25 protein-coding genes and 1 other RNA gene are annotated in these 26,439 nt (G+C 54.5%); 19 read left to right on the forward strand and 7 right to left on the reverse strand.

What is annotated here, in order from left to right:
- Positions 1-47 precede the first annotated feature (47 nt).
- On the reverse strand, positions 48-626 hold the full coding sequence (locus ACWWFX_RS09980) for a lipoprotein (protein WP_473223721.1): 579 nt from the start codon (positions 624-626) through the stop codon (positions 48-50).
- Positions 627-924: 298 nt separating this feature from the next.
- Here ACWWFX_RS09980 and bolA point away from each other — a divergent pair, with 298 nt between their 5' ends.
- The 9 genes from bolA (at position 925) to ACWWFX_RS10025 (ending at position 11,356) form a co-directional block, all read left to right on the forward strand.
- Positions 925-1,242, forward strand: coding sequence for a transcriptional regulator BolA (gene bolA, locus ACWWFX_RS09985; protein ID WP_041686300.1), 318 nt, complete (start codon positions 925-927; stop codon positions 1,240-1,242).
- Positions 1,243-1,579: 337 nt separating this feature from the next.
- Positions 1,580-2,878, forward strand: a complete 1,299-nt coding sequence (gene tig / locus ACWWFX_RS09990) for a trigger factor (RefSeq protein ID WP_015965570.1) — start codon at positions 1,580-1,582, stop codon at positions 2,876-2,878.
- Positions 2,879-3,149: 271 nt separating this feature from the next.
- On the forward strand, positions 3,150-3,773 hold the full coding sequence (gene clpP, locus ACWWFX_RS09995) for an ATP-dependent Clp endopeptidase proteolytic subunit ClpP (protein WP_003021624.1): 624 nt from the start codon (positions 3,150-3,152) through the stop codon (positions 3,771-3,773).
- A gap of 128 nt (positions 3,774-3,901) precedes the next feature.
- Positions 3,902-5,176 carry an ATP-dependent protease ATP-binding subunit ClpX gene (gene clpX / locus ACWWFX_RS10000; protein WP_015965568.1) on the forward strand — a complete coding sequence of 425 codons (1,275 nt, stop codon included), beginning with the start codon at positions 3,902-3,904 and terminating at the stop codon, positions 5,174-5,176.
- 184 nt (positions 5,177-5,360) lie between these two features.
- Positions 5,361-7,715 (forward strand): endopeptidase La, encoded by a 2,355-nt coding sequence (lon, locus tag ACWWFX_RS10005; protein WP_276222301.1) that lies wholly within the window; start codon positions 5,361-5,363, stop codon positions 7,713-7,715.
- A 208-nt stretch (positions 7,716-7,923) separates the two neighbouring features.
- Positions 7,924-8,196 (forward strand): nucleoid-associated protein HU-beta, encoded by a 273-nt coding sequence (gene hupB / locus ACWWFX_RS10010; protein WP_015965566.1) that lies wholly within the window; start codon positions 7,924-7,926, stop codon positions 8,194-8,196.
- A 262-nt stretch (positions 8,197-8,458) separates the two neighbouring features.
- A complete protein-coding gene (ppiD, locus tag ACWWFX_RS10015; protein WP_473223722.1) occupies positions 8,459-10,333 on the forward strand; it encodes a peptidylprolyl isomerase in 1,875 nt (624 codons plus the stop codon).
- A 148-nt stretch (positions 10,334-10,481) separates the two neighbouring features.
- A complete protein-coding gene (locus ACWWFX_RS10020) occupies positions 10,482-10,853 on the forward strand; it encodes a helix-hairpin-helix domain-containing protein (protein WP_473223723.1) in 372 nt (123 codons plus the stop codon).
- Between the two features lie 104 nt (positions 10,854-10,957).
- On the forward strand, positions 10,958-11,356 hold the full coding sequence (locus ACWWFX_RS10025; protein ID WP_015965563.1) for a YbgC/FadM family acyl-CoA thioesterase: 399 nt from the start codon (positions 10,958-10,960) through the stop codon (positions 11,354-11,356).
- 110 nt (positions 11,357-11,466) lie between these two features.
- On the opposite strand, the gene queC is transcribed toward ACWWFX_RS10025, so the two are convergent.
- Together queC and ACWWFX_RS10035 are read right to left on the reverse strand one after the other, a co-directional pair.
- Entirely contained in the window at positions 11,467-12,162 is a 696-nt protein-coding gene (gene queC / locus ACWWFX_RS10030) for a 7-cyano-7-deazaguanine synthase QueC (protein WP_473223724.1), read from the reverse strand.
- 66 nt (positions 12,163-12,228) lie between these two features.
- Positions 12,229-13,926, reverse strand: a complete 1,698-nt coding sequence (locus ACWWFX_RS10035) for an SgrR family transcriptional regulator (RefSeq protein ID WP_276222310.1) — start codon at positions 13,924-13,926, stop codon at positions 12,229-12,231.
- Positions 13,927-14,024: 98 nt separating this feature from the next.
- Between ACWWFX_RS10035 and cof the strand changes: the two genes are divergently transcribed.
- Positions 14,025-14,843 carry an HMP-PP phosphatase gene (gene cof / locus ACWWFX_RS10040; protein WP_276222312.1) on the forward strand — a complete coding sequence of 273 codons (819 nt, stop codon included), beginning with the start codon at positions 14,025-14,027 and terminating at the stop codon, positions 14,841-14,843.
- 46 nt (positions 14,844-14,889) lie between these two features.
- Here the strand turns inward: cof and ACWWFX_RS10045 are convergent, their stop codons facing one another.
- Positions 14,890-15,939, reverse strand: coding sequence for a PLP-dependent cysteine synthase family protein (locus ACWWFX_RS10045; RefSeq protein ID WP_276222315.1), 1,050 nt, complete (start codon positions 15,937-15,939; stop codon positions 14,890-14,892).
- 115 nt (positions 15,940-16,054) lie between these two features.
- On the opposite strand from ACWWFX_RS10045, the gene ACWWFX_RS10050 reads away from it, so the two are divergent.
- The 5 genes from ACWWFX_RS10050 (at position 16,055) to amtB (ending at position 21,959) form a co-directional block, all read left to right on the forward strand.
- A complete protein-coding gene (locus ACWWFX_RS10050) occupies positions 16,055-16,513 on the forward strand; it encodes an Lrp/AsnC family transcriptional regulator (protein WP_015965558.1) in 459 nt (152 codons plus the stop codon).
- 23 nt (positions 16,514-16,536) lie between these two features.
- On the forward strand, positions 16,537-18,300 hold the full coding sequence (locus ACWWFX_RS10055; RefSeq protein WP_276222318.1) for a SmdA family multidrug ABC transporter permease/ATP-binding protein: 1,764 nt from the start codon (positions 16,537-16,539) through the stop codon (positions 18,298-18,300).
- Positions 18,293-20,071, forward strand: a complete 1,779-nt coding sequence (locus tag ACWWFX_RS10060) for a SmdB family multidrug efflux ABC transporter permease/ATP-binding protein (protein ID WP_276222319.1) — start codon at positions 18,293-18,295, stop codon at positions 20,069-20,071. Before ACWWFX_RS10055 ends, ACWWFX_RS10060 begins: the two co-directional genes overlap by 8 nt.
- A gap of 231 nt (positions 20,072-20,302) precedes the next feature.
- The gene (gene glnK / locus ACWWFX_RS10065) at positions 20,303-20,641 is read left to right on the forward strand and encodes a P-II family nitrogen regulator (protein ID WP_015965555.1); all 339 of its coding nucleotides are present in this window, start codon (positions 20,303-20,305) and stop codon (positions 20,639-20,641) included.
- A gap of 31 nt (positions 20,642-20,672) precedes the next feature.
- Entirely contained in the window at positions 20,673-21,959 is a 1,287-nt protein-coding gene (gene amtB, locus ACWWFX_RS10070; protein ID WP_473223725.1) for an ammonium transporter AmtB, read from the forward strand.
- A 58-nt stretch (positions 21,960-22,017) separates the two neighbouring features.
- Here the strand turns inward: amtB and tesB are convergent, their stop codons facing one another.
- Positions 22,018-22,878, reverse strand: coding sequence for an acyl-CoA thioesterase II (gene tesB / locus ACWWFX_RS10075; RefSeq protein ID WP_015965553.1), 861 nt, complete (start codon positions 22,876-22,878; stop codon positions 22,018-22,020).
- 217 nt (positions 22,879-23,095) lie between these two features.
- On the opposite strand from tesB, the gene ACWWFX_RS10080 reads away from it, so the two are divergent.
- Positions 23,096-23,665: a YbaY family lipoprotein gene (locus ACWWFX_RS10080; protein ID WP_276222321.1), complete on the forward strand. Its 570-nt coding sequence runs from the start codon at positions 23,096-23,098 to the stop codon at positions 23,663-23,665.
- Between the two features lie 33 nt (positions 23,666-23,698).
- Here ACWWFX_RS10080 and ACWWFX_RS10085 read toward each other — a convergent pair whose 3' ends face one another.
- Positions 23,699-24,010: an MGMT family protein gene (locus ACWWFX_RS10085; RefSeq protein WP_473223726.1), complete on the reverse strand. Its 312-nt coding sequence runs from the start codon at positions 24,008-24,010 to the stop codon at positions 23,699-23,701.
- Positions 24,011-24,176: 166 nt separating this feature from the next.
- On the opposite strand from ACWWFX_RS10085, the gene ffs reads away from it, so the two are divergent.
- The 3 genes from ffs to ACWWFX_RS10100 all read left to right on the forward strand — a co-directional run bounded on the left by ffs (position 24,177) and on the right by ACWWFX_RS10100 (position 24,964).
- Positions 24,177-24,273, forward strand: an RNA gene (ffs, locus tag ACWWFX_RS10090) — signal recognition particle sRNA small type.
- A gap of 233 nt (positions 24,274-24,506) precedes the next feature.
- Complete coding sequence (locus tag ACWWFX_RS10095) at positions 24,507-24,752, forward strand: hypothetical protein (RefSeq protein WP_015965550.1); 246 nt, start codon at positions 24,507-24,509, stop codon at positions 24,750-24,752.
- A complete protein-coding gene (locus ACWWFX_RS10100; protein ID WP_015965549.1) occupies positions 24,749-24,964 on the forward strand; it encodes a hypothetical protein in 216 nt (71 codons plus the stop codon). Before ACWWFX_RS10095 ends, ACWWFX_RS10100 begins: the two co-directional genes overlap by 4 nt.
- Positions 24,965-24,988: 24 nt before the next feature.
- Here ACWWFX_RS10100 and yczR read toward each other — a convergent pair whose 3' ends face one another.
- The gene (gene yczR / locus ACWWFX_RS10105; RefSeq protein ID WP_473223727.1) at positions 24,989-26,416 is read right to left on the reverse strand and encodes a MocR-like transcription factor YczR; all 1,428 of its coding nucleotides are present in this window, start codon (positions 26,414-26,416) and stop codon (positions 24,989-24,991) included.
- Between the last annotated feature and the right edge of the window lie 23 nt (positions 26,417-26,439).

Below are 26,439 nucleotides of genomic sequence, written 5' to 3' on the forward strand. Positions count from 1 at the left end.
GTTCTTATAGCACTGACCCGACGTGGCGTCGGGTCAGTTTAGTGGGATTAACGCGCGTTTTGCTTGATAAAGCCGTGGACGCTGGTGTCCTGAGACATATCGGCAATGGTATCGGTCAGAACGCTGTTTACAGCGTTAGCGATATTTTTGTTCGATGCCTGGAACGCCCCTTCTACGGAGTAGCTGGCGCGATAGTTTTTAGTCATCTTGTTGCCGTTCTTCGCGGTAGCGATGATGGCGATATCGGCTTTGGTAGCGATGTTGTAACGCACGTTGCCCTGAGAGACATCCGCGTACAGGTTGCTGACGATGATCTGCAGGTCGACCGCGCCGTTAGGCCCAATCATATAACCGCGCGCGGTCATCTGCTTTTCCAGCACTTCTTGTAACAGGAAGCGCAGGTCGCGAGAGGCAGTCAGGGTAACCTGCTGGTTGTCGCGGGTGACTTTGGCCAGTGCCTGATCCTGACGCTGGTCAGCGCCGTTGATGCTGACGGTTACGCCCATCAGGCTGGGATCCTGCTGCGGCAGAGTCATTTTAGGAGACACATCAATGGTGGTCGGCGGCGTGGCGCATCCTGCCAACATAAACAGTGCTACTAAGGGAAAGAGGATTTTTTTTAACATGTTCAGGCTCTCAAACGCATTGTTTACTGAAAATTCCCGCCATCATAACATCGCCAACGGCAAGGGGAAGTAGGCAATGCATGTAAATTCATCGTGTTGTGCGTTTTATAACCTTGCGCCGCAACAATGACCTCGGCGTGAGGCGTAAAAGGCGTGAGAAGGCAGTTAACGCCATTGGTTTGCCGGTTCACATCAGACAAACGCTAATTTTTTGTTGTCTTTGTGTAATGGAAACGGTAAAAGCGGCTAACATTTAAAGGGATAGACGGCATCTCAACGTTGTCGGAGGAGTAACTTCATGATGATACGTGAACATATAGAAGAAAAATTAAGGGCAGCGTTTGAACCTGTGTTCCTCGAAGTGACGGATGAGAGCTATCGTCACAACGTACCGGCGGGTTCTGAAAGCCACTTCAAAGTGGTGCTGGTCAGCGATCGTTTCACCGGTGAACGTTTTCTCAATCGCCATCGCATGATCTATGGCACGTTAACGGAGGAACTGGCTTCCACGGTGCACGCTCTGGCGTTGCACACCTACACGCGTAAAGAGTGGGAGGGGTTACAGGATACAGTCGTCGCATCACCACCTTGTCGTGGCGCGGGCAGTCTCGCGTAGAAAAGGCATTTGCAACTAACGGAACTTTTCCAGTATGTTGCGTACAGATTTATGAGAAAACGGCCTGCGGGCCGTTTTGTTTTGTCTGAAAAATGGACCTGTTTGACCTTTTTCAGACAAAAAATCGCCGGGAATTGTGAAAAAAGCCGCATCCAGGCATAACAACCGTTCTCGACTCATATCAGTGATGCCGCTATAATGCGCGTCTTATTTTTCGGAATGTCTTCGGGATGATTCTGGCGACACGGAATGTGAATCTGATTTAAAGAGAACATCCCGGTATTGCGAGGCAAAACTCAGAGTTGACCGAGCACTGTGATTTTTTTGAGGTAACAAGATGCAAGTTTCAGTTGAAACCACTCAGGGCCTTGGCCGCCGCGTAACGATTACTATCCCTGCTGACAGCATCGAAACTGCTGTAAAAAGCGAGCTGGTCAACGTAGCGAAAAAAGTACGCATTGACGGCTTCCGTAAGGGCAAAGTACCAATGAATGTTGTTGCTCAGCGTTATGGCGCATCTGTTCGCCAGGACGTGCTGGGCGACCTGATGAGCCGCAACTTCGTTGATGCGATCATCAAAGAAAAAATCAACCCGGCTGGTGCACCGAACTACGTTCCGGGCGAATACAAACTGGGCGAAGACTTCACCTACGCGGTTGAATTCGAAGTGTATCCGGAAGTTGAGCTGAAAGGCCTGGACGCAATCGAAGTTGAAAAACCGGTTGTTGAAGTGACCGAAGCCGACGTTGACGGCATGCTGGACACCCTGCGTAAACAGCAGGCGAACTGGAAAGACAAAGACGGCGCAGTTGACGCTGAAGACCGTGTTACCGTTGACTTCACCGGTTCTGTAGACGGCGAAGAATTCGAAGGCGGCAAAGCGACTGATTTCGTACTGGCAATGGGTCAGGGTCGTATGATCCCGGGCTTCGAAGACGGTATCAAAGGTCACAAAGCGGGTGAAGAATTCACCATCGACGTTACCTTCCCGGAAGAATACCACGCTGAAAACCTGAAAGGGAAAGCAGCGAAATTCGTTATCAACCTGAAAAAAGTTGAAGAACGTGAACTGCCGGAACTGACTGCTGAATTCATCAAACGTTTCGGCGTTGAAGATGGTTCCGTTGAAGGTCTGCGTGCAGAAGTGCGTAAAAACATGGAACGTGAGCTGAAAGGCGCAGTACGTAACCGTGTTAAAACTCAGGCGATCGAAGGTCTGGTAAAAGCGAACGAAATCGACGTTCCGGCTGCCCTGATTGACAGCGAAATCGACGTTCTGCGTCGCCAGGCTGCTCAGCGTTTCGGTGGCAACCAGCAACAAGCGATGGAACTGCCGCGTGAACTGTTCGAAGAACAGGCTAAACGTCGCGTAGTGGTTGGTCTGCTGCTGGGCGAAGTGATTCGCACCCACGAACTGAAAGCTGACGAAGCTCGCGTTGCGACTCTGATCGAAGAAATGGCTTCTGCCTACGAAGATCCGAAAGAAGTGATCGAGTTCTACAGCAAAAACAAAGAACTGATGGAAAACATGCGCAGCGTCGCTCTGGAAGAACAGGCTGTTGAAGCGGTTCTGGAAAAAGCGAAAGTGTCTGAAAAAGCAACTTCCTTCAACGAACTGATGAACCAGCAGGCGTAATTTCGCTTCCTGCGTTTAAAGTTTGAGCAAAAACCCGTTGCCTTCTGGCAGCGGGTTTTTTTTATCGCACTGATAGACAGCGTAAGCGTGATAAAACACAGTTTCGGTGTTAGCGTAACGGCAAAATATTGTTATGCTTGAAATAGGGTGGATTCGTCCCCATAAAAGGGGAAGTATTAGCTGCGATGGCTGGTAAACCGTCCACAAGGTACTATGAGTACAGCAGAGCAGGCAGTACAGCAGGTTTCATTTTTTTATCCAGGAGACGGAAATGTCATACAGTGGCGAACGAGATAACTTTGCACCCCATATGGCCCTGGTGCCGATGGTCATCGAACAGACCTCACGCGGTGAACGTTCTTTTGATATCTACTCCCGTCTTCTTAAGGAGCGCGTTATCTTTCTGACCGGCCAGGTGGAAGACCACATGGCGAACCTGATCGTAGCGCAGATGCTGTTTCTGGAAGCGGAAAACCCGGAAAAAGATATTTACCTGTACATTAACTCCCCAGGCGGCGTCATCACCGCCGGGATGTCGATTTATGACACCATGCAGTTCATCAAGCCGGACGTGAGCACCATTTGTATGGGCCAGGCGGCGTCCATGGGCGCATTCCTGCTGACCGCAGGGGCGAAAGGCAAGCGTTTCTGCCTGCCGAACTCGCGCGTCATGATTCACCAGCCGCTGGGCGGCTATCAGGGTCAGGCGACGGATATCGAAATCCACGCTCGTGAAATCCTGAAAGTGAAAGGGCGCATGAATGAACTTATGGCTCACCACACGGGTCAATCTCTTGAGCAGATCGAACGCGACACCGAACGCGATCGCTTCTTGTCTGCTTCAGAGGCGGTAGAGTACGGTTTGGTCGACTCCATCCTGACCCATCGTAATTGATGCCCAGAGCGTGAGTGTGCCGCTATACTATGTATGGGCGGCACAACGCTTGCGAAGCGGCTTGCGCTTGAGAATGGCATTTGCGTCGTCATATGCGGCACAAAGAACTTAAAAAGAGGTTTTGACTCATGACAGATAAACGCAAAGATGGTTCGGGCAAACTGTTGTATTGCTCTTTTTGCGGCAAAAGCCAGCACGAAGTGCGTAAGCTGATCGCCGGGCCGTCAGTGTATATCTGCGACGAATGTGTTGATCTGTGTAATGACATCATTCGCGAAGAGATTAAAGAAGTGGCGCCGCATCGTGAACGTAGTGCATTGCCGACGCCACATGAAATTCGCCATCACCTGGATGACTACGTCATCGGTCAGGAACAGGCGAAAAAGGTCCTGGCTGTAGCGGTGTATAACCACTACAAACGTCTGCGCAACGGTGATACCAGCAACGGCGTTGAACTGGGCAAAAGTAACATTCTGCTGATTGGCCCGACCGGTTCCGGTAAAACGCTGCTGGCTGAAACGCTGGCACGCCTGCTGGACGTACCGTTCACCATGGCTGACGCCACCACCCTGACCGAAGCCGGTTATGTGGGTGAAGACGTCGAAAACATCATTCAGAAACTGCTGCAGAAATGCGATTACGATGTACAGAAAGCCCAGCGCGGCATTGTCTACATTGATGAAATCGATAAGATTTCTCGTAAATCTGATAACCCGTCTATCACCCGTGATGTCTCGGGCGAAGGCGTACAGCAGGCGTTGCTGAAACTGATTGAAGGCACCGTCGCTGCCGTTCCACCTCAGGGTGGGCGTAAACATCCGCAGCAGGAATTCTTGCAGGTTGATACCTCCAAGATTCTGTTTATCTGCGGCGGCGCATTTGCGGGCCTCGATAAAGTTATCGCTAATCGTGTAGAAACAGGTTCCGGTATCGGCTTCGGCGCGACCGTGAAATCGAAAACCGATAAAGCCAGCGAAGGCGAACTGCTGACGCAGGTTGAGCCGGAAGATTTGATCAAATTTGGTCTGATCCCGGAATTTATTGGTCGTCTGCCGGTGGTTGCAACGCTCAATGAGCTGAGCGAAGAGGCGCTGATTCAGATCCTGAAAGAGCCGAAAAATGCCCTGACCAAACAGTATCAGGCGTTGTTCAATCTGGAAGGCGTGGATCTCGAATTCCGCGATGAAGCGCTGGACGCCATTGCTAAGAAAGCGATGATCCGTAAAACCGGCGCGCGTGGTCTGCGCTCTATCGTCGAAGCCGCACTGCTCGATACCATGTACGATCTGCCTTCCATGGAAGACGTCGAAAAAGTGGTTATCGATGAGTCGGTGATTGGCGGCCAGAGCAAGCCGCTGCTGATTTACGGTAAGCCGGAAGCGCAGCAAGCCTCTGGTGAATAATTCGCCAATTCATACAATCAGTTAATCAAAAAGGGGGGATTTTATCTCCCCTTTTATTTTTCCGTAATCATGGCGTTGAATGTGTGGAATACATCCCCATATACTGACATACATGTTAATGATGGCATGACGCACACTTGTGTCATCTGATTACCTGGCGGACATTAAACTAAGAGAGAGCTCTATGAATCCTGAGCGTTCTGAACGCATTGAAATCCCCGTATTGCCGTTGCGCGATGTGGTGGTTTATCCGCACATGGTCATACCCTTGTTTGTAGGGCGGGAAAAATCTATCCGTTGCCTTGAAGCCGCCATGGATCATGATAAAAAAATCATGTTGGTTGCGCAGAAAGAAGCATCGACGGATGAGCCGGGTGTAAACGATCTTTTCACCGTCGGGACCGTGGCCTCTATTTTGCAAATGCTGAAGCTGCCGGATGGCACTGTCAAAGTGCTGGTTGAAGGCTTGCAGCGTGCGCGTATCACCACGTTGTCGGATAACGGGGAACACTTTTCGGCAAAAGCGGAATATCTGGAATCACCGGATATCGAAGAACGCGAGCAGGAAGTGCTGGTTCGTACCGCGATTAGCCAGTTTGAAGGCTACATCAAGCTAAACAAAAAAATCCCACCAGAAGTGCTGACGTCGCTGAACAGCATCGACGACCCTGCACGTCTGGCTGACACCATCGCTGCGCACATGCCGCTGAAACTGGCGGACAAACAGTCTGTGCTCGAAATGTCTGACATCAACGAACGCCTTGAATATCTGATGGCGATGATGGAGTCGGAAATCGATCTGTTGCAGGTTGAGAAACGCATTCGCAACCGCGTCAAAAAGCAGATGGAAAAATCTCAGCGTGAGTACTATCTGAACGAGCAAATGAAAGCGATTCAGAAAGAGCTCGGCGAGATGGACGACGCGCCGGACGAAAACGAAGCGCTGAAGCGTAAGATCGACGCGGCGAAAATGCCGAAAGAGGCGAAAGAGAAAACCGAAGCCGAATTGCAGAAGCTGAAAATGATGTCACCGATGTCAGCAGAAGCGACCGTGGTTCGCGGGTATATCGACTGGATGGTGCAGGTGCCGTGGAATGCGCGCAGCAAGGTCAAAAAAGACCTTCGCCAGGCGCAGGAAATCCTCGATACCGACCATTACGGCCTTGAGCGTGTGAAAGACCGTATCCTTGAGTATCTTGCGGTTCAAAGCCGTGTGAACAAAATTAAAGGCCCGATTCTGTGCCTGGTTGGGCCGCCGGGGGTGGGTAAAACCTCGCTGGGTCAATCTATCGCCAAAGCGACTGGACGTAAGTACATTCGTATGGCGCTGGGCGGCGTGCGTGATGAAGCGGAAATTCGCGGTCACCGTCGTACCTACATCGGCTCTATGCCGGGTAAATTGATTCAGAAAATGGCGAAAGTGGGCGTTAAAAACCCGCTGTTCCTGCTCGATGAAATCGACAAAATGTCGTCCGATATGCGCGGCGATCCGGCTTCTGCGTTGTTAGAAGTGCTGGATCCAGAGCAGAACGTGGCGTTCAGCGATCACTATCTGGAAGTGGATTACGATCTCAGCGACGTAATGTTCGTTGCGACCTCGAACTCCATGAACATTCCGGCACCGCTGCTGGACCGTATGGAAGTGATTCGTCTCTCCGGTTATACCGAAGACGAGAAACTGAACATTGCCAAACAGCACCTGCTGCCGAAGCAAATCGAACGTAACGCCCTGAAAAAAGGCGAACTGACGGTGGATGACAGCGCGATTGTCGGCATCATTCGTTACTACACCCGTGAAGCGGGCGTGCGTAGCCTTGAGCGTGAAATTTCGAAACTGTGCCGTAAGGCGGTTAAACAGCTACTGCTGGATAAATCCCTGAAGCACATCGAAATTAACGGCGACAATCTGCACGATTACCTCGGCGTTCAACGCTTCGACTACGGCCGTGCGGATGACGAAAACCGCGTCGGTCAGGTGACTGGCCTGGCATGGACGGAAGTGGGCGGCGATCTGCTGACCATCGAAACCGCCTGTGTACCGGGTAAAGGCAAACTGACCTATACCGGTTCGCTGGGCGAAGTCATGCAGGAATCCATTCAGGCCGCGCTGACCGTGGTACGCGCGCGTGCAGAAAAACTGGGTATCAACCCAGATTTCTACGAAAAACGCGATATCCACGTTCACGTGCCGGAAGGGGCAACGCCGAAAGATGGCCCAAGCGCCGGTATCGCCATGTGCACCGCGCTGGTTTCTTGTCTGACCGGTAACCCGGTTCGCGCCGATGTGGCAATGACAGGGGAAATTACCCTGCGTGGCCTGGTGCTGCCGATTGGCGGTCTGAAGGAAAAACTGCTGGCGGCACACCGTGGCGGTATTAAGACTGTTCTGATTCCTGATGAGAATAAGCGCGACCTGGAAGAGATTCCGGACAACGTTCTGGCCGATCTTGATATTCACCCGGTGAAACGTATCGAGGAAGTTCTGGCCCTTGCGCTGCAAAATGAGCCCACTGGGATGCAGGTTGTAACCGCAAAATAGTGACCTCGCGCAAATAGCGTCAATAAAAACAGGGCTGGCAGGTGAAAACACACTTGCCAGCCTTTTTTTGTCTCGCTAATTTAGGACCCTGACAGGGCTGTTATCGACAACTATTGTTGTAAGGGCATGACAGTCCTGATATAACTGCTGCGCGTTGCACCGTGAAGGATTCAGGTGCGATATAAATAATAAAGAGAGGAAGAGAACAGTGAATAAATCTCAACTGATTGACAAAATTGCTGCTGGCGCGGATATCTCCAAAGCTGCAGCCGGACGTGCGTTAGACGCTTTAATTGCTTCTGTTACTGAATCTCTGCAATCCGGGGATGATGTTGCGCTGGTAGGTTTTGGTACTTTTGCCGTTAAAGAGCGTGCTGCCCGTACTGGCCGCAACCCGCAAACTGGTAAAGAGATCACCATCGCTGCTGCGAAAGTACCGGCGTTCCGTGCAGGTAAAGCACTGAAAGACGCGGTAAACTGATCGTTTTCCCGTTTGGGAATGTGACACAGTACAAGGGCGCATCGAACGATGTGCCTTTTTTTATGTCCAAAATGCCACTTTCTGCGAGTTTCTACGCGTTTCGGGCTGACAACGGCCCCGTTTTCTTGTCAAAATACGGCCTCACGCGCAGCGGTCGAGACGTGCTATGCTGCACGAGGTATTTGCTCTGAATTTGCCGGGTTGTCAGCAACCTGCGGCAGGACGGGTATAAAAGTCACCTACAGCGGAGTGTTGTTACACCATGATGGACAATTTACGCACGGCAGCCAATAGCGTCGTGCTCAAGGTAATTTTCGGTATCATTATTGTGTCGTTCATTTTGACCGGCGTAAGTGGCTATCTGATCGGCGGCGGCAACAACTATGCCGCGAAGGTGAATGGCCAGGAAATCAGCCGCGGTCAGTTTGAAAACGCTGTTGCCAGCGAACGTAACCGTATGCAGCAGCAGATGGGCGATCAATTCTCCGAACTGGCGGCGAACGAAAATTACATCAAAACGATGCGTCAGCAGGTGCTGAGCCGCCTGGTGGACGAAGCGCTGCTCGATCAATACGCCAAAGAGCTGGGCCTCGGCATCAGCGATGAGCAGGTGCGCAAAGCGATTTGGGCGACCCCGGCCTTCCAGAACGAAGGTAAATTCGATAACACCCGCTACAACGCGCTGGTGAATCAAATGGGCATGACCGCCGATCAATACGCACAGGCACTGCGTAACCAGCTGACCACTAACCAGCTGATTAGCGCCGTTGCGGGTACCGATTTTATGCTGCCGGGTGAAACCGACCAGCTGGCCGCGCTGGTTTCCCAGCAGCGTCTGGTGCGTGAAGCCACCATCGACGTCAACGCGCTGGCCGCGAAGCAGCAGGTAAGCGATCAGGAAGTTGCCAGCTACTACGAACAGAACAAAGGTCAGTTTGTTGCGCCGGAGCAGTTCCGCGTTACCTACATCAAGCTGGATGCGGCGAGCATGCCGTCTTCCGCGTCTGAAGAGGACGTCCAGGCCTACTACGACCAGCACAAGGATGAGTTCACTCAGCCTGAGCGTAAACGTTACAGCATCATCCAGACCAAAACCGAAGCCGATGCGAAAGCCATCCTTGATGAGCTGAACAACGGCGGCGATTTTGCCGCGATTGCGAAAGAGAAATCCACCGATGTTATCTCTAAACGTAACGGCGGCGACATGGGCTGGATGGACGATTCTGCGACCGTACCGGAACTGAAAGACGCGGGTCTGAAAGAGAAAGGCCAGCTGTCTGGCGTCATCAAATCTTCCGTGGGCTTCCTGATTGCGCGCCTGGACGATATCCAGCCGGAACAGGTGAAACCGCTGGCAGATGTTCACGCGCAAATCGCTGACAAAGTGAAGCAGGAAAAAGCGCTGGATGCTTATTATGCGCTGCAACAGAAAGTGAGCGATGCCGCAAGCAGCGACAATGACTCTCTGGCGAGTGCAGAGCAGGTCGCGGGTGTGAAAGCGGCGGTGACCGGCTGGTTTGGTCACGATAACGTTCCGGCTGAACTGAACTTCAAACCGGTTACTGACGCTATCTTCAATGGTGGCCTGGTGGGCGAAAACGGCGCGCCGGGTAACAACTCCGACATCATCACCGTCGATGGCGATCGTGCTTTTGTTCTGCGTGTGGCTGAGCACAAAGCAGAAAGCGTGAAACCGCTGGATGAAGTGAAAGCGCAGGTGACCGATATCGTTAAGCACAACAAAGCAGAGCAGCAGGCGAAACTCGATGCTGAAAAACTGCTGGCTGCGCTGAAAGACGGTAAAGGTGACGAGGCGATGAAAGTTGCAGGTCTGCGCTTTGGCGAAACCAAAACCCTGAGCCGTACGGGTCAGGATCCGCTGAGCCAGGCAACCTTCGAACTGCCGTTACCGCAGCCTGACAAACCAAGCTTCGGTATGGGCAACGACATGCAGGGCAACGTGGTTCTGCTGGCGCTGGACGAAGTGAAAGCGGGTGAAATGCCGGAAGCGCAGAAGAAAGCGATGGTTCAGGGTATCACCCAGAACAACGCGCAAATCGCGTTCGAAGCGTTGATGAGCAATCTGCGTAAAGCGGCGAAGATTAAGATGGGCGACATCGTCGATCAGCAACAATAATCGGAACCCTCCTCGCATTAATTTGTAATGCGATGCACACCTCAAAGGCCGCTTTCGCGGCCTTTTCCACATTTGAAATCTGCCTTTTGAATTGTTTTTCGCACCTCGCTATGGTGGCTTCGCTATCAATCAACAAGGAGAAATCAGTATGAAACGTGGAATCAAAATGCTGGCGATTGCCGCTGTCGTGTCTTGCATGGGGATGAGTTTAAGCGCACAGGCAGCTTCCGCTGCCGGGGCAAAACCGACAGTGACGCAAAGCGCGAAGGCCAGTTCCGAACAAACGAAAGCGGAGCCTGCCGCGAAAACCGATGATGAAGGTGGCAGTAAAGTCAGCATCAACTCGGCCTCGGCAGAAGAACTGGCGCAGGCAATGAACGGGGTGGGGCTGAAGAAAGCGCAGGCGATTGTCAGCTATCGCGAGGAGTACGGCCCGTTCAAAACGGTGGATGACCTGAAGCAGGTGCCGGGAATGGGCAACTCGCTGGTGGAACGTAATTTGAGCCATCTCACGCTTTAATTGCTTCTTGCGGCTTGCGCTGGCGTCAAAGTTTGCCAGACTAAAGAGGTCATACCAGTGGTGTGACCTCTGACTCTTCTAATAACATGTAAGGCTATGGCGCTATGCAGACAAAAATTAAAGTTCGCGGGTATCACCTGGACGTGTATCAGCACGTCAATAACGCCCGGTATCTGGAGTTTCTGGAAGAAGCCCGCTGGGATGGGCTGGAAAACAGCGCCAGTTTCCAGTGGATGACCGCGCACCATATCGCCTTTGTGGTGGTGAACATCAATATTAACTACCGCCGCCCGGCGGTGCTGAGCGATGTACTCACGGTAACCAGTAAAGTGGAGCAGTTAAACGGGAAAAGCGGTGTATTAAGCCAGGTGGTCACGCTGGACCCTGAAGGGCAGGTAGTGGCGGATGCATTGATTACGTTTGTCTGCATTGACCTGAAAACGCAGAAGGCGTTGCCTCTGGAAGGGGAATTACGCGAACACCTGGAGCAGATGGTCGCGTAAGTGCATATTGCCCGGTGGTGCTGCGCTTACCGGGCCTACAAAGATTCCATCAATACCTGGCTCTGGTCTGTAGGCCGGGCAAGCGCAGCGCCCCCAGCAACCCACCGCGTTTACTTCAACCCGGTTTTCTGCTTCATCGTTGCCGCCACGCCGACTTTATCCGCCAGGTAGTGGTTCAGCCCGTTAGCCCGCAGATGACAGGAGGCACAATGCCCGCAGCCATCGCCTTTAATGCCGTTATAGCAGGTCAGCGTTTCATTGCGCACCAGGTCGAGCTTGCCCCAGTAGTCTGCCAGCGCCCAGGTTTCGGCTTTATCAAGCCACATCAGCGGCGTTTCGAAACGAATATCTTTTGCCATGCCAAGACTAACCGCGTGATTCAACGCTTTCACGAATTCGTCGCGGCAATCCGGGTAGCCGGAAAAATCGGTTTCACAAACGCCCGTGATGATTGCTTCTGCCTTTACCTGATAGGCGTAAATCGCCGTCAGAGTCAGGAACAGAATGTTACGCCCAGGCACAAAGGTATTCGGAATACCGTCGGCGTCCGGTTCATAGTCTGGCACCGGAATGCTGTCGCGGGTCAGGCTGCTGACCGCCAGTTCATTAAGCAGGGTGACATCGAGAACTTTATGAGCACGCGCGCCCAGTTTTAATGCCAGTTCACGGGCGACGTCGATCTCTGCGTGATGACGCTGACCATAATCAAAAGTGACGCAGTGGACCTCATCATATTGATGGAGCGCCTGCACCAGGCATGTAGTGGAATCTTGTCCGCCGCTAAAGACGACAACCGCGCGTTTCATAGCATTTCCTGTTGATGACGATAAAGACGCTATGGTAACGCGCGGGCAGCGTGGCGACCAGCTTCTTCACCGCGTTGATGGCGGTAGCCAGGCCTGAGTGAAATCAAACCAGCCGCGTGCGTTAAGGTGAATGCCGTTTACACCCGGTGGCGCGCTGATTTGGTATTGATAGTTAAACAGCGGCGTGAGCATGCCTTCTTCCATTAACAGGGTGAAGATGGTTTTCAGCGCCGCGATGCGCTGTGTCTCGTCCTCCTGCGCCTGCGCGGCATCCAGCGCGGTAATCAGCGTTGCGTAACGTGACTCGCTCAGTATGGCGGGCCATAACGGATCGCAGCGCAGCCACTGCTCAAGCGTGTATTCCGGCATTTCGCCAATTAACCGATCGCCCATCAGCAGATCGGCCTGGTCCAGATCCGGATAATCGTCCCAGCTTTTCGCATCGTGGAAGCAGAGCGTCAGTTCACAGCCCTGCTGTGCCAGCGCCCGTTTAAGCTCCCCGGCCATGGTGTGCAATTCAACAGGCAGATGATAATGCAACGTCAGACGCGGCGGCAGGGGCGTGTCGTCTTCCGGCGCAGGCGGAATTGCCCAGCCGGGAAGCAGCGCCTGGCTGGGGGTAATCAGGTTTTCATCCACCGGCAATGATTGCAGCAGACCGCTGTGATGAATCAGTGAAATCACCCGCTGCGCCTGCGCTTTTGAAAGCCGTGAACTCTGACGAAACGTCAGGTAGCAGAAGCCGAGACTGATGCTGTTGCTCACCAGCCGCAACTGGCTGAGCTCTTCCGCTTCGCCGACGGCGATTTGCACCGGATGACGGCAACTGGTGCCGAGATCCTGTTCGAACAGCTGTGGGGTGATCCAGAACTCGATCGCCTGCAACAGCGGATGCCCCAGATGATAACGATGGTGGCTTTCCAGACGAACCAGCTCAGGCTCAAAGATCTTTAGCTGGAACGGGCCGCTGCCGAGCGTGGGATCGTCCGGATGCGCCAGCACGCTGCAATAGCTTGCCAGCCGATGCGGCAGCCAGTAATCCGGGCGAGCAAGCGTAAAGCTCAGGCACTGGGCGTGGGGCTGGGCGATTTGTTCCACGCTGGCAAACAGTCTGCGTAAACCGGGTAGCGTCAGCAGCATTTCCAGCCGTTGCCTGAGTTGTCGCGTTTCGATGGGGTCGCCATTGTGCCAGTGCAGGGTGGAGCGAATATAGAACTGCCAGCGCAGCCCATCTGCCGATACCTCCCAGTGATGCGCAAGATCACCTTCCGGGCGGGCGGTATCGCGGCCAAAGCGGGTCAGTCCGGAATGGATTTGCCCGGCTAAATGCTGTTCGGCGCGACCCACTAAAAACCCAGGATGCAATGGCTCCAGCGGACGATAGTAAGGGATACGCAGCGTCGGCGTATTGTTCTGCCACTGACCGCCCAAAAAAGGGTGCAGCAGCGCGCGCAGTTCCACCGGCGCCAGCTGTGCCAGCTCCAGCGCATTGTGTTGCTGACCGCTGTTTAATGCCAGCTCCATCATCTCATTACGCAGTGCGTCCGGCGTCGTGTGGAAGGTTAGCGTACCGCGCTTCCCGCGCCCGGACTGCGCCTGCCAACTGAGCCAGCCCGCCTCGTTTGCCTGACGCAGCAGGGTGCGGACGTGTCGCTCACTACAAAAACAGCGCGCCGCGAGATCGGCAATGGTGACCTGCTGCGGTGCGCCGGAAGAGGGCAGCCACAGGCGCTGAAACTGGTTTAATCGGTTAAGCAGTCGCATAAAAACCCGGAACAATAAATATGAACAATTCAGTATTACTTCCGTATATCTCAGGCAATACTGGTACGCAAGAGAGCGGGATCACAGGCGGAGATAAAATGGCAAAACTGGCGGCATTTGATATGGATGGCACTCTGCTGATGCCCGATCATCGGCTGGGTAATGAGACGATCGCCACGCTCAAGCGCCTGCGTGAACGCGACATTACGCTGACCTTCGCCACGGGTCGGCACGTGCTTGAAATGCGCCCGCTGATTGATCAACTGGCGCTCGACGCTTTCCTGATTACCGGCAATGGAACCCGCGTTCACTCCCTGCACGGCGATGTCATGCATCGCAGCGATCTCTCTCCGGACGTGGCCGATGAAGTGTTGCATGCCCGCTGGGAAACCCACGCCAGCATGCACGTTTTCAACGATAACGGCTGGTTCACCGGCAAAGCGATCCCCGAAATGTTGCAGGCGCATATGTACAGCGGCTTTCACTATCAGCTGCGCGATCTGCGTCAGATCCCGGCCCACGAGGTGACCAAGATCTGTTTCTGCGGCGATCACGATGATCTTGCGCGTCTGAGCATTCAGCTACAAGAGGCATTGGGCGAACGTGCGCATCTCTGTTTTTCGGCAGTTGATTGTCTGGAAGTGTTGCCTGTTGGCTGCAACAAGGGCGCGGCGCTGACGGTGCTTAGCGCGCATCTTGGCCTGACGATGCAGGAATGTATGGCGTTTGGCGATGCCATGAACGATCGCGAAATGCTGAGCCTGGTCGGGCGTGGCCTGGTGATGGGCAACGCGATGGGGCAGCTGAAAGCGGCATTGCCGCACCTACCGGTTATAGGACACTGCCAGAATCAGGCGGTCTCCCACTATTTGACTCATTGGCTGGACAAACCCAACCTTCCTTATTCCCCCGAATAATGAGACCTTTCCAGCAAGCCGGGCATATTAGCCCGGCTTTTTTTGTTTATCTCGCCAGCAGGCACTCAATTTCCGCCTGCCACGGCGCGAGATCGCCGATATTTTCTTTTACCCATTCCGCATTGTAATAGGTTTCCAGATACCGCTCGCCGCTGTCGCACAGCAGGGTCACGATTGACCCGCTGCGCCCCTCTTTACGCATCCGCGCTGCCAGCTGCAACGCGCCCCACATATTCGTGCCAGTGGACGCGCCAACCTTACGGCCTAACTGGCTTTCCAGCCATTGTGCGGTGGCGACGCTTGCCGCATCCGGCACCCGCAGCATGTCATCGACAACATCAGGAATGAAGGAGGGCTCGACGCGCGGGCGGCCAATCCCTTCAATTTTACTGCCAACGCTGCTGCGCAGGCTGCCGTCGCGGCTTTGCCAGTAGTCCATAAACACCGAGTTTTGCGGATCGACCACCATTAACTGCGTGTTATGCCCCTGGCAGCGAATGTAGCGGCCGATGGTCGCCGACGTACCGCCGGTGCCCGCGCTCATCACAATCCAGTCAGGGATTGGATTAGGTTCATGGCTCATCTGTCGGAAGATACTGTCGGCGATGTTGTTGTTTCCGCGCCAGTCGGTCGCGCGTTCGGCGAAAGTAAACTGGTCCATATAGTGGCCGTTAAGTTCACGCGCCAGCGTCTCGGAGGCGGCATAAATTTCACAAGCGCTCTGCACGAAATGGCAGCGTCCGCCGTAAAACTCAATCTGTTCGATTTTGCGTTTTGCCGTGCATGAGGGCATGACGGCGATAAACGGCAGCCCCAGCAGGCGAGCAAAATAGGCTTCCGACACGGCGGTGGAACCGGAAGACGCTTCAATAATGGGCGTGCCTTCTTTGATCCAGCCGTTGCACAGGCCATACAGGAACAGCGACCGCGCCAGACGATGTTTCAGGCTGCCGGTTGGGTGAGTGCTTTCATCTTTTAAGTAGAGCTGAATGCCGGGAAACGCCGGCAGCGACAGACGAATCAGGTGCGTGTCGGCGCTACGTTGATAATCGGCGTTAATTTCGCTAATGGCGTTTTTGACCCAGGTGCTGTTCATGGTGATTTTCCATTTGTCATTTTGTGCCTAGCTTAGCGAAAGATGCGGAAAAAATTGTTGCTATCTCCACTTTAAAATAGACTTACAGGAGAAAAATTTTCTCCTGAGGTGGGCGATGTTAGATAAAATTGACCGCAAGCTGCTTTCGCTGCTGCAAACGGACTGCACCCTCTCTTTGCAGGCACTGGCCGATGCCGTTAATCTGACCACCACACCCTGCTGGAAGCGGCTCAAGCGGCTGGAAGATGACGGCATTTTGCTTGGGCGCGTGGCGTTGCTGGATGCGGAAAAACTGGGGCTCGGCCTCACCGCGTTTGTGCTGATAAAAACGCAACATCACAGCAGTGAATGGTATAGTCGTTTCGTGAATGAAGTCAGCCAGATGCCCGAGGTGCTCGGCTTCTGGCGCATGGCGGGCGAATATGACTACCTGATGCGGGTACAGGTCGCCGACATGAAACGCTACGATGATTTTTATAAAAGCCTGGTGAATCGCGTCCCCGGACTGTCGGACGTCACCTCAAGTTTTGCGATGGAACAGATTAAATACACCACTGCGCTTCCCATCGAATAACACTATCTCTGGAATTTTACTGCGTGCGATTATTTGCTCAATTAAGCTGGTATTTCCGCCGGGAGTGGCGTCGCTATCTTGGCGCCGTCGCGCTGCTGGTGGTTATCGCCATTCTTCAACTGATCCCCCCGAAGGTGGTGGGCTACGTCGTTGACGGCGTCACCCAACAACACTACACCGCGACGACCATCTGGATGTGGATTGGCCTTATGGTGGCGATTGCTATCGTGGTCTATCTGCTGCGCTACGTCTGGCGCGTGCTGCTGTTCGGGGCGTCCTACCAACTCGCGGTCGAACTGCGGGAAGACTTTTATCGCCAGTTAAGCCGCCAGCACCCGGAATTTTATCTGCGTCACCGCACCGGTGATTTAATGGCGCGCGCCACCAACGATGTTGACCGTGTCGTCTTTGCCGCCGGGGAAGGCGTGCTGACGCTGGTCGATTCGCTGGTGATGGGCTGCGCGGTGTTGATTGTGATGTCCACGCAAATTAGCTGGCAGCTCACGCTGCTGGCGCTGTTACCGATGCCGATTATGGCGCTGGCGATTAAGCGCTATGGCGATATGCTGCACAACCGCTTCAAGCTGGCGCAGGCAGCATTCTCCAGCCTGAACGACCGCACACAAGAGAGCCTGACCAGTATTCGCATGATTAAAGCCTTTGGCCTGGAAGATCGCCAGTCGGCGCTGTTCGCCGCCGATGCGGCGGATACCGGGGCGAAGAATATGCGCGTGGCGCGTATTGACGCCCGTTTTGACCCGACGATTTATATCGCCATCGGTATGGCAAATCTGCTGGCAATTGGCGGCGGAAGCTGGATGGTGATGCAGGGAACATTGACGCTCGGTCAATTGACCAGCTTTGTGATGTATCTTGGCTTAATGATCTGGCCGATGCTGGCGCTGGCGTGGATGTTTAATATCGTCGAGCGCGGCAGCGCCGCCTACAGCCGTATTCGCGCCATGCTGATGGAAGCGCCGGTGGTCAATGACGGCACCGAATCGGTGCCGGACGGGCGCGGCGTGCTGAAGGTCGCCATTGACCAGTTCCATTATCCGCAAACGGAAAAAGCGACGCTGACGAAAGTCCACTTCACGCTGCAGCCGGGGCAGATGCTGGGCATTTGCGGCCCAACGGGCTCCGGCAAATCCACTATTCTGTCGCTGATTCAGCGCCACTTCGACGTGGAAAAAGGCGAAATCGATTTTCACGATATCGCCCTGCCAAAACTCAAACTGGATGCCTGGCGCAGCCGCCTGGCGGTAGTCAGTCAGACGCCGTTCCTTTTTTCCGACACCGTAGGAAATAATATTGCCCTTGGTCGGCCCGGCGCGACACAAGAAGAGATTGAACACGTCGCCCGACTTGCCAGCGTCCATGAGGATATTCTGCGTCTGCCGCAGGGTTACGATACGGAAGTGGGCGAGCGTGGGGTGATGCTCTCCGGTGGGCAGAAGCAGCGCATTTCGATTGCGCGTGCGCTCTTGCTTAACGCAGAAATCCTGATCCTCGACGATGCGCTCTCTGCGGTGGACGGTCGTACCGAGCACCAAATTTTGCACAATCTGCGCCAGTGGGGCGAAGGCCGCACGGTGATTATCAGTGCACATCGTCTGTCGGCGTTGACGGAAGCCAGTGAAATTATCGTGATGCAGCACGGGCATCTCTGCCAGCGCGGGCAGCATGAACAACTGGTGACGCAGCCGGGTTGGTATCGCGATATGTACCGCTATCAGCAACTGGAAGCGGCGCTGGATGAAGAACCGTCGGAGGTGACCGATGCGTAATTTTGGTCAACTGTGGCCGACATTAAAAAGATTGCTGGCCTACGGCTCACCGTGGCGCAAACCGCTCTCTATTGCGGTGGTGATGTTGTGGGTAGCGGCAGCGGCGGAAGTCTCGGGGCCGGTGCTGATAAGCTACTTCATCGATAACATGGTGGCTAAACACACGTTGCCGCTGGGCACCGTTGCGGGGCTGGCGGCGGCGTATATCGGCCTGCAACTGCTGGCTGCAACGCTGCACTATAACCAGTCTCTGCTGTTTAATCGCGCGGCGGTGGGGGTGGTGCAACAACTGCGTAGCGATGTGATGGATGCCGCGCTGCGTCAGCCGCTGAGTGAATTTGATACGCAACCTGTCGGGCAACTGATTTCGCGCGTCACCAACGACACGGAGGTGATCCGCGATCTCTACGTCACCGTCGTTGCCACGGTGCTACGCAGCGCCGCGCTGATTGGTGCGATGCTGGTGGCGATGTTCAGCCTCGACTGGCGCATGGCGCTGGTGGCGGTTTGCATCTTCCCGGCGGTACTGACGGTGATGGTGATTTACCAACGCTACAGCACGCCTATCGTGCGTCGGGTGCGGACGTATCTGGCGGATATCAATGACGGTTTTAACGAAGTGATCAACGGCATGAGCGTGATCCAGCAGTTCCGTCAGCAGGCACGCTTTGGCGAACGCATCGGTGAGCATAGCCGTCAGCACTATCTTGCGCGTATGCAAACGCTGCGTCTGGATGGCTTCCTGCTGCGTCCGCTGCTCAGCCTCTTCTCTACGTTGATACTGTGCGGTCTGCTGATGCTGTTTGGCTTTACGTCGGTGGGCACGATTGAGGTGGGTGTGCTGTATGCGTTTATCAGCTACCTGGGCCGTCTCAATGAACCGCTGATTGAACTCACCACCCAGCAGTCAATGCTGCAACAGGCGGTGGTCGCCGGGGAGCGCGTATTCGAACTGATGGACAGGCCGCGCCAGACCTACGGCGACGATGCGCGTCCGCTGGAAAGCGGCGATATTGAAATTGATAACGTCTCCTTTGCTTACCGCGATGACCGGATGGTGTTGCAGGATATCTCGCTGTCGATTCCCTCGCGCAGTTTTGTGGCGCTGGTGGGGCATACGGGCAGCGGGAAAAGCACGCTTGCCAGTCTGCTGATGGGCTATTACCCGCCGAATTCAGGTGAAATTCGCCTGGGCGGTCGTCCGCTTGGCAGTTTGAGTCATCAGGTGCTGCGCCAGGGCGTCGCCATGGTGCAGCAGGACCCGGTTGTCCTGGCGGACTCTTTCTTCGCGAACGTCACGCTTGGCCGTGATATCAGCGAAGCGCAGGTATGGCAGGCGCTGGAAACGGTGCAACTGGCGGAACTGGCGCGTGGGCTGAGCGATGGTATCTATACGCCGCTGGGCGAGCAGGGGAACAATCTCTCTGTCGGGCAAAAACAGTTGCTGGCGCTGGCGCGCGTGCTGGTTGATACCCCGCAGGTGCTGATTCTGGATGAAGCCACCGCCAATATCGATTCCGGTACCGAGCAGGCCATTCAACAGGCGCTGGCTGCCGTGCGTGAACACACCACACTCGTGGTGATCGCGCACCGCCTTTCCACCATCGTCGATGCTGACACCATCATGGTGCTGCATCGCGGGCAGGCGGTGGAGCAGGGCTCGCATCAGCAACTGCTGGAAGCCAAAGGCCGATACTGGCAGATGTATCAGCTTCAACTGGCCGGGGAAGAGCTTGCCGCCAGTGCACAGGATGAAACGCTGACTGCCTGATGCACTTTTTTTAAGCAATTTACTAACAGACGCACCAGCGCGTGCAATTTTAAAACGCACCCTGCACTCGCATGGTGCGTTTTTGTTTCATTTCTTACTAAAACGCGTGCATGACCTTTCGCCTCATGCCGTTACCCGCCCATTCTTCTCAATTTTCATTTCTGGCACGCCCCTTGCTTTATCTATCTCGTGTAGCAGCAGCCATTACCGAATTCTGACTGGAGGGGATCTATGAAGCTGGTTACCGTGGTAATCAAACCATTCAAACTCGAAGACGTCCGCGAAGCGCTGTCTTCAATTGGTATTCAGGGACTGACCGTGACGGAAGTGAAGGGCTTCGGTCGTCAGAAGGGGCATGCCGAGCTGTATCGCGGCGCGGAGTACAGCGTGAACTTCCTGCCGAAAGTGAAGATTGACGTCGCGATTGCCGACGACCAGCTTGATGAAGTCGTGGATGTGGTGAGCAAGGCGGCGTACACCGGAAAAATTGGCGACGGTAAGATTTTCGTCGCCGAGCTGCAACGTGTGATTCGTATTCGTACCGGCGAAGCCGACGAAGCGGCACTGTAATTCCTGGCGCACAGTGATAGGGATCGAGAAAATGAAAATAGCAAAATTGAAAACCGGTTTGGCGGCTCTGGCGCTGTTGCCGGGCCTGGCGATGGCGGCTCCGGCGACGATCGATAAAGCCGATAACGCCTTTATGATGATTTGTACCGCGCTGGTGCTGTTTATGACCATTCCGGGAATTGCCCTGTTTTACGGTGGCCTGATTCGTGGGAAAAACGTTCTCTCTATGCTGACACAGGTGGCAGTGACGTTCGCGCTGGTCTGTGTGCTGTGGGTGGTTTATGGCTACACGCTGACCTTCGGTACCGGCGGCAGCTTCTTCGGTAACTTTGACTGGGTAATGTTGAAAGGCATTGCGATAACCGCACCGATGGGCACGTTTTATCAGTATATTCATGTTGCTTTCCAGGGCTCGTTCGCCTGTATCACTGTTGGCCTGATTGTCGGCGCGCTGGCGGAACGTATTCGCTTCTCAGCGGTGCTGATTTTCGTGGTTATCTGGCTGACGCTCTCCTATATTCCGATTGCGCACATGGTGTGGGGCGGCGGTCTGTTGGGCTCGCACGGCGCGCTGGACTTCGCGGGTGGTACGGTTGTACACATTAACGCGGCGGTTGCGGGTCTCGTCGGGGCGTATCTGATTGGCAAACGTGTCGGCTTTGGCAAAGAAGCGTTCAAACCGCACAACCTGCCGATGGTGTTTATCGGGACTGCCATCCTTTACTTCGGCTGGTTTGGCTTCAACGCCGGTTCAGCGAGTGCGGCGAATGAAATTGCCGGTCTGGCTTTCGTGAACACCGTAGTGGCAACCGCGGCTGCGATTCTGGGCTGGGTATTCGGTGAGTGGGCGCTGCGCGGTAAACCGTCGCTGCTGGGCGCGTGTTCTGGGGCGATTGCGGGCCTGGTGGGTATCACTCCGGCGTGCGGATTTATCGGTGTCGGCGGCGCGTTGATCCTCGGTATCGTTGCGGGTCTGGCGGGGCTGTGGGGCGTCACTATCCTGAAACGCTGGTTGCGTGTGGATGATCCTTGCGATGTCTTCGGCGTTCACGGCGTGTGTGGCATCGTGGGTTGTATCCTGACCGGTATCTTTGCCTCTACCTCCTTCGGCGGCGTGGGTTATGCGGAAGGCGTCACCATGGGCCATCAGGTGCTGGTACAGCTGGAAAGCATCGCCATCACCATTGTCTGGTCGGGCATTGTGGCATTCGTTGGCTACAAAGTAGCAGACCTGACCGTAGGGCTGCGCGTTCCTGAAGAGCAGGAGCGCGAAGGGCTGGACGTTAACAGCCACGGCGAAAATGCGTACAACGCCTAATCAGTGCTAACAAAAAAAGCCTCCGCTTGCGGAGGCTTTTTTGCTTTCAAACGTAATCTTATCCGCGATTACGCATCACGCCTTCCTGTACCGTCGATGCCACCAGTACACCATCCTGAGAATAGAACTCGCCGCGCACAAAGCCACGCGCGCTGGAGGCGGACGTACTTTCCACGCTGTACAGCAGCCACTCATTCAGATTAAACGGACGGTGGAACCACATGGAATGGTCAATTGTCGCGACCTGCATCCCTTTTTCCAGGAAACCAATGCCGTGTGGCTGAAGCGCGACCGGCAGGAAGTTGAGATCGGACGCATAGCCCAGCAGATTCTGATGTACGCGTAAATCATCCGGCACCGTCCCGTTAGCACGCAGCCAGACCTGACGTTTTGGCTCCGCGACGTGGCCCTTCAGCGGGTTGTGGAACTCAACCGGGCGAATCTCCAGCGGGCGCTCGCAGAGGAATTTATCTTTTAGCACCTGCGGCAACAGATGTTCCAGTGAACGGGCGATATCGGTTTCTGACGGCAGGCTCTCCGGCGCGGGGGCATCGGGCATGGTTTTCTGATGCTCGTAGCCCGGTTCTGGCGCCTGGAATGATGCGGTCATATAGAAAATGGGTTTACCGTTCTGAATCGCCGACACGCGGCGAGCGCTGAAGCTGTTACCGTCGCGCAGCACTTCGACGTCATAGACAATCGGCTTCAGGCTGTCGCCAGGGCGCAGGAAGTAGCTGTGGAATGAGTGAATCAGGCGCTCAACGGGAACCGTTTCTTTTGCGGCATAAAGAGCCTGACCCACAACCTGGCCGCCAAATACCTGACGCAGCCCCAAATCTTCGCTCTGCCCGCGGAATAATCCTTCTTCGATTTTTTCCAGATTCAACAATGCCAGTAAGTTAGATAGCGCCTGACTCATAAATTTCCTCAATAATTTTTATCATCGCCGCGGCGAGGGATTAGCACAGTATAACGCAGTTTTGCAGCTGGTCCGATGGGTGCAAAAGTCTGAATAAAGGGCACTTTGCAGGAAAAAAAAGGAGATCTGTGCCACACTTAACCCGTTATGACTGTTTATGAATGGTCGCTCTGGCAGGAAAAAATCCTGCGGATGCATGAGCGAAAAGGAGAACGCAATGAAAATCGTGCCAATGTTAAGTGGAATAGCCATCGCCGTCGCCCTGTCTGCCTGTGCAGATAAGAGTGCTGACATCCAGACCCCGGCGCCGAATCCGAGTGCTGCGGGTGCGACGCAAGCGGCGATTCAGCAGCCGAGTGTCACGGGTACTGTATGGATCCGTCAGAAAGTAGCTCTGCCACCGGATGCGGTGCTGACCGTTACCGTTTCTGATGCGTCGCTCGCGGATGCGCCGTCCAAAGTTATCGCCCAGAAAGTGACGCGCACCGAAGGGAAACAGGCACCGTTTAGCTTTGTGCTGCCGTTCAACCCGGCGGACATTCAGCCTAATGCCCGTATTCTGTTGAGCGCAGCCATTACGCTGAATGATAAGCTGATCTTTATTACTGATACCGTGCAGCCGATTATCAACCAGGGCGGCACCAAAGCTGACCTGACGCTGGTTCCGGTACAGCAGACGGCCGTGCCGATGCAGCAGAGCGGTGGAGCGGCAACGACCGTGCCATCAACGTCGCCGACCCAGGTTAATCCGTCTTCTTCGGACCCGGCGCCGACGCAAATCCCATAAGTCTTTCAATGCCCTCCTCGTGAGGGCATTTTTTTAGTAGATCCAGCGATACTTCTGCAAATCAATCTTCCCGCCGCCTGATACCTGCACGCCCTCGGCGAGCAGCGCCTGACGCTGACGCTGTAAATCAGGGCCGGTAAGGGAAATCGAGCCATGACAATTCACCACCCGATGCCAGGGGAGAGTAGAACCTTCCGGCAGACGCTTTAATACGCCGCCAACCTGCCGTGCTGCGCGCGGCGAACCCGCCAGACGTGCCACATCACCGTAGGTGGTGACAAAGCCCTCGGGAATCGAGGCGACAATTTGCCAGACTTGCTGGGGAAAGGAATCGAATGCGTCCATAGTCTGTTCCTGATAAACCAGCGTCCAGCATAATCAGCAACCTGCGTGCTGTGAAGGGGCGATTGCGCAAGAATCCAGCAGGTAACCGCAGATGGCTTGCAATTGCATGGCGCAGCAGGGATAATGCGCCAGCGCGTTAGGTAACTAACGCTCTCAATGGGGGCTCTGTTGGTTCTCCCGCAACGCTACTCTGTTCACCAGGTCAGGTCCGGAAGGAAGCAGCCAGGGCAGATGACGCGTGTGCCGGGATGTAGCTGGCAGGGCCCCCACCCATTTCTGCTCCCCAATCTCAACGTCTCTTATTTCCCTTTTTATTCTCAGGGTTATTTCCTTTGTTTTCATATTCTCGTCATATAGCTGTCATTCTTCTGTCATAAAAGTCCATTACTTTATTATTGGGGTATATTTTCACATTTGCGCTCATAAATATATTTGTGGATCGGTTATTTAATTTCCTGTATTAGTGATAATAACTTTTACAGGGGAAATGTTAAAAATGACCAGCGCCGTTTTGAATGTAAAAATCGACGAGACGTTAAAAGAAAAGCTTCGCCACTATGCGCAGGATAACGACCTTAATTTAAGTGTGGCAACGCAGCGACTCATCGCACTAGCGTTTGCTACCGAAGAGGCTGGTGTAACCGGACATGACGTGGACAGTCAACATACGGAAGAGGACACTTCCGCTTTTACGCCGAAAGAAATCAAAGCATTACGTAAACTGCTGAAGAAGAAAAAATGAAACAACAACCTTCTGTCGCCTGTAACTACACCGAAGCCTGTGAGCTGTTACGTTCAGGGTATGCGAAACATGTTCGTCTGAACTGGAATGTGGGCAGTGATGAATTCTTTCGTATTGCCTCGGACTGGTGCGATACCGGGGCAAAAATAAAAAAAGAGGGCGATAATTTTATTATTTCTCTTAAGGGCTTCCCGATCCCGCCACAACATTAATATCGACAGGATCGCAAAAGCTGGTTATATAATTTTGCGTAAGCGATTGGTATTCTGCTGCCCGGCAAGTGTTTGCCAGGGTGGCTGTAATAATTCAAAGGCATTACGCAATGTTTCATCCGGCAGCGTAAAAGGCAGGCGCAGGTTGCGTTCAAACGCGCCCGCCAGCCCGAAGCGCGTGCCTGTGCCCAGATGTATTCCCACGCTTTCCGCCCGGGCAGCAAACTGCGTGGCCAGCATCTCGGGCAGTTCAACCCAGAAAGAGAGGCCGCCTTCAGGCTGGGTAAAGCGCCACGCCGGAAAATAATCCTGCATCAGTGCGGCACACATGTCGCGACGTTGCGCCAGCATCGCTCTTCTGGCAGGCAATAAATGATCGCTATTTTCCAGTAACCACAGCGCCGCTAACTGTTCCAGCAGCGGTGAGCCGAGATCGAGCGTATCGCGCGCCTGAATCAGCGACGCGAGCGTGCGTGTCGAAGCCCGGACCCAGCCTAAACGTAACCCTCCCCAGAAACTTTTCCCGGCAGAGCCGATGGTAATCACCGGTGCATCGGAATTGAATGCCGCCAGCGGCGGGGGAGGCGGGGCGTTGTACCATAAATCGACCATCGTTTCGTCTACCACCAGCGTGGTGCGCGTGCGAGCACTAAGATCGGCGACAATCTGTCGTGTGGCGTGGTCCATGCAGCGACCGGTGGGATTGTGAAAATCGGGCATCAGCCACGCCAGACGCGGCGCGGTTTGCGCGATTATGGCCGCCAGACCGTCGGTATCCCAGCCCTGCGTGGGTAAAGATAAACCTACGGGGCGGCAGGATGCGCCCTGAATCGCGGCAATCGCTAATGGGTAAGTGGGATTCTCAACCACCACGCGATCGCCCGGCCCGGTCATTGCGCGCAATACCAGCGCCAGCCCGCTGAGCGCGCCGTTTACCAGCATTATCTCTTCCGCTTTTGTCGGCAGGCCGCGCGCGCAGTAGCGACGCGCAATGGCTTCCCGTAGCACCATCAGACCATGCTGGTCATAACCCGTGTGGTGCAGATAGCCCGGCAACATGGTTAATGCATGGCTGTAGGCCTGATGAATTTCAGCGCCTGCGCTCAGCGCGGCGGTAGAAAGATCCAGCGCTTGCGGCGCCGACATGCGGGTCGGAATTTCGCGGCGGCCTTCCGGTAACATTACCCACGAACCGCTACCGTGGCGACTTTGCAGATAACCTTCCTCACGCAGCTGCGCCAGTGCGCTGGCAATAGTGGTACGGCTGACGCCCAATACCGTGGCAAACTCACGTTCGCCGGGTAAACGACTCTCCAGCGGTAATCGCCCATCGAGGATCAGCAAACGCAGCGCCTGCGCCAGCTGTCGCCACAGCGGGGTGCGTGAGTTGGTCTCCTGCCAGTGGCCAAGCAGGCGAACCAATGAGTGTGTGGCCGAGCGTCGCGGTGTCATATGCAGTCCACTTTTTTAAAACT

It is taken from the genome of Pseudocitrobacter sp. 2023LY-00077 (assembly GCF_055796175.1).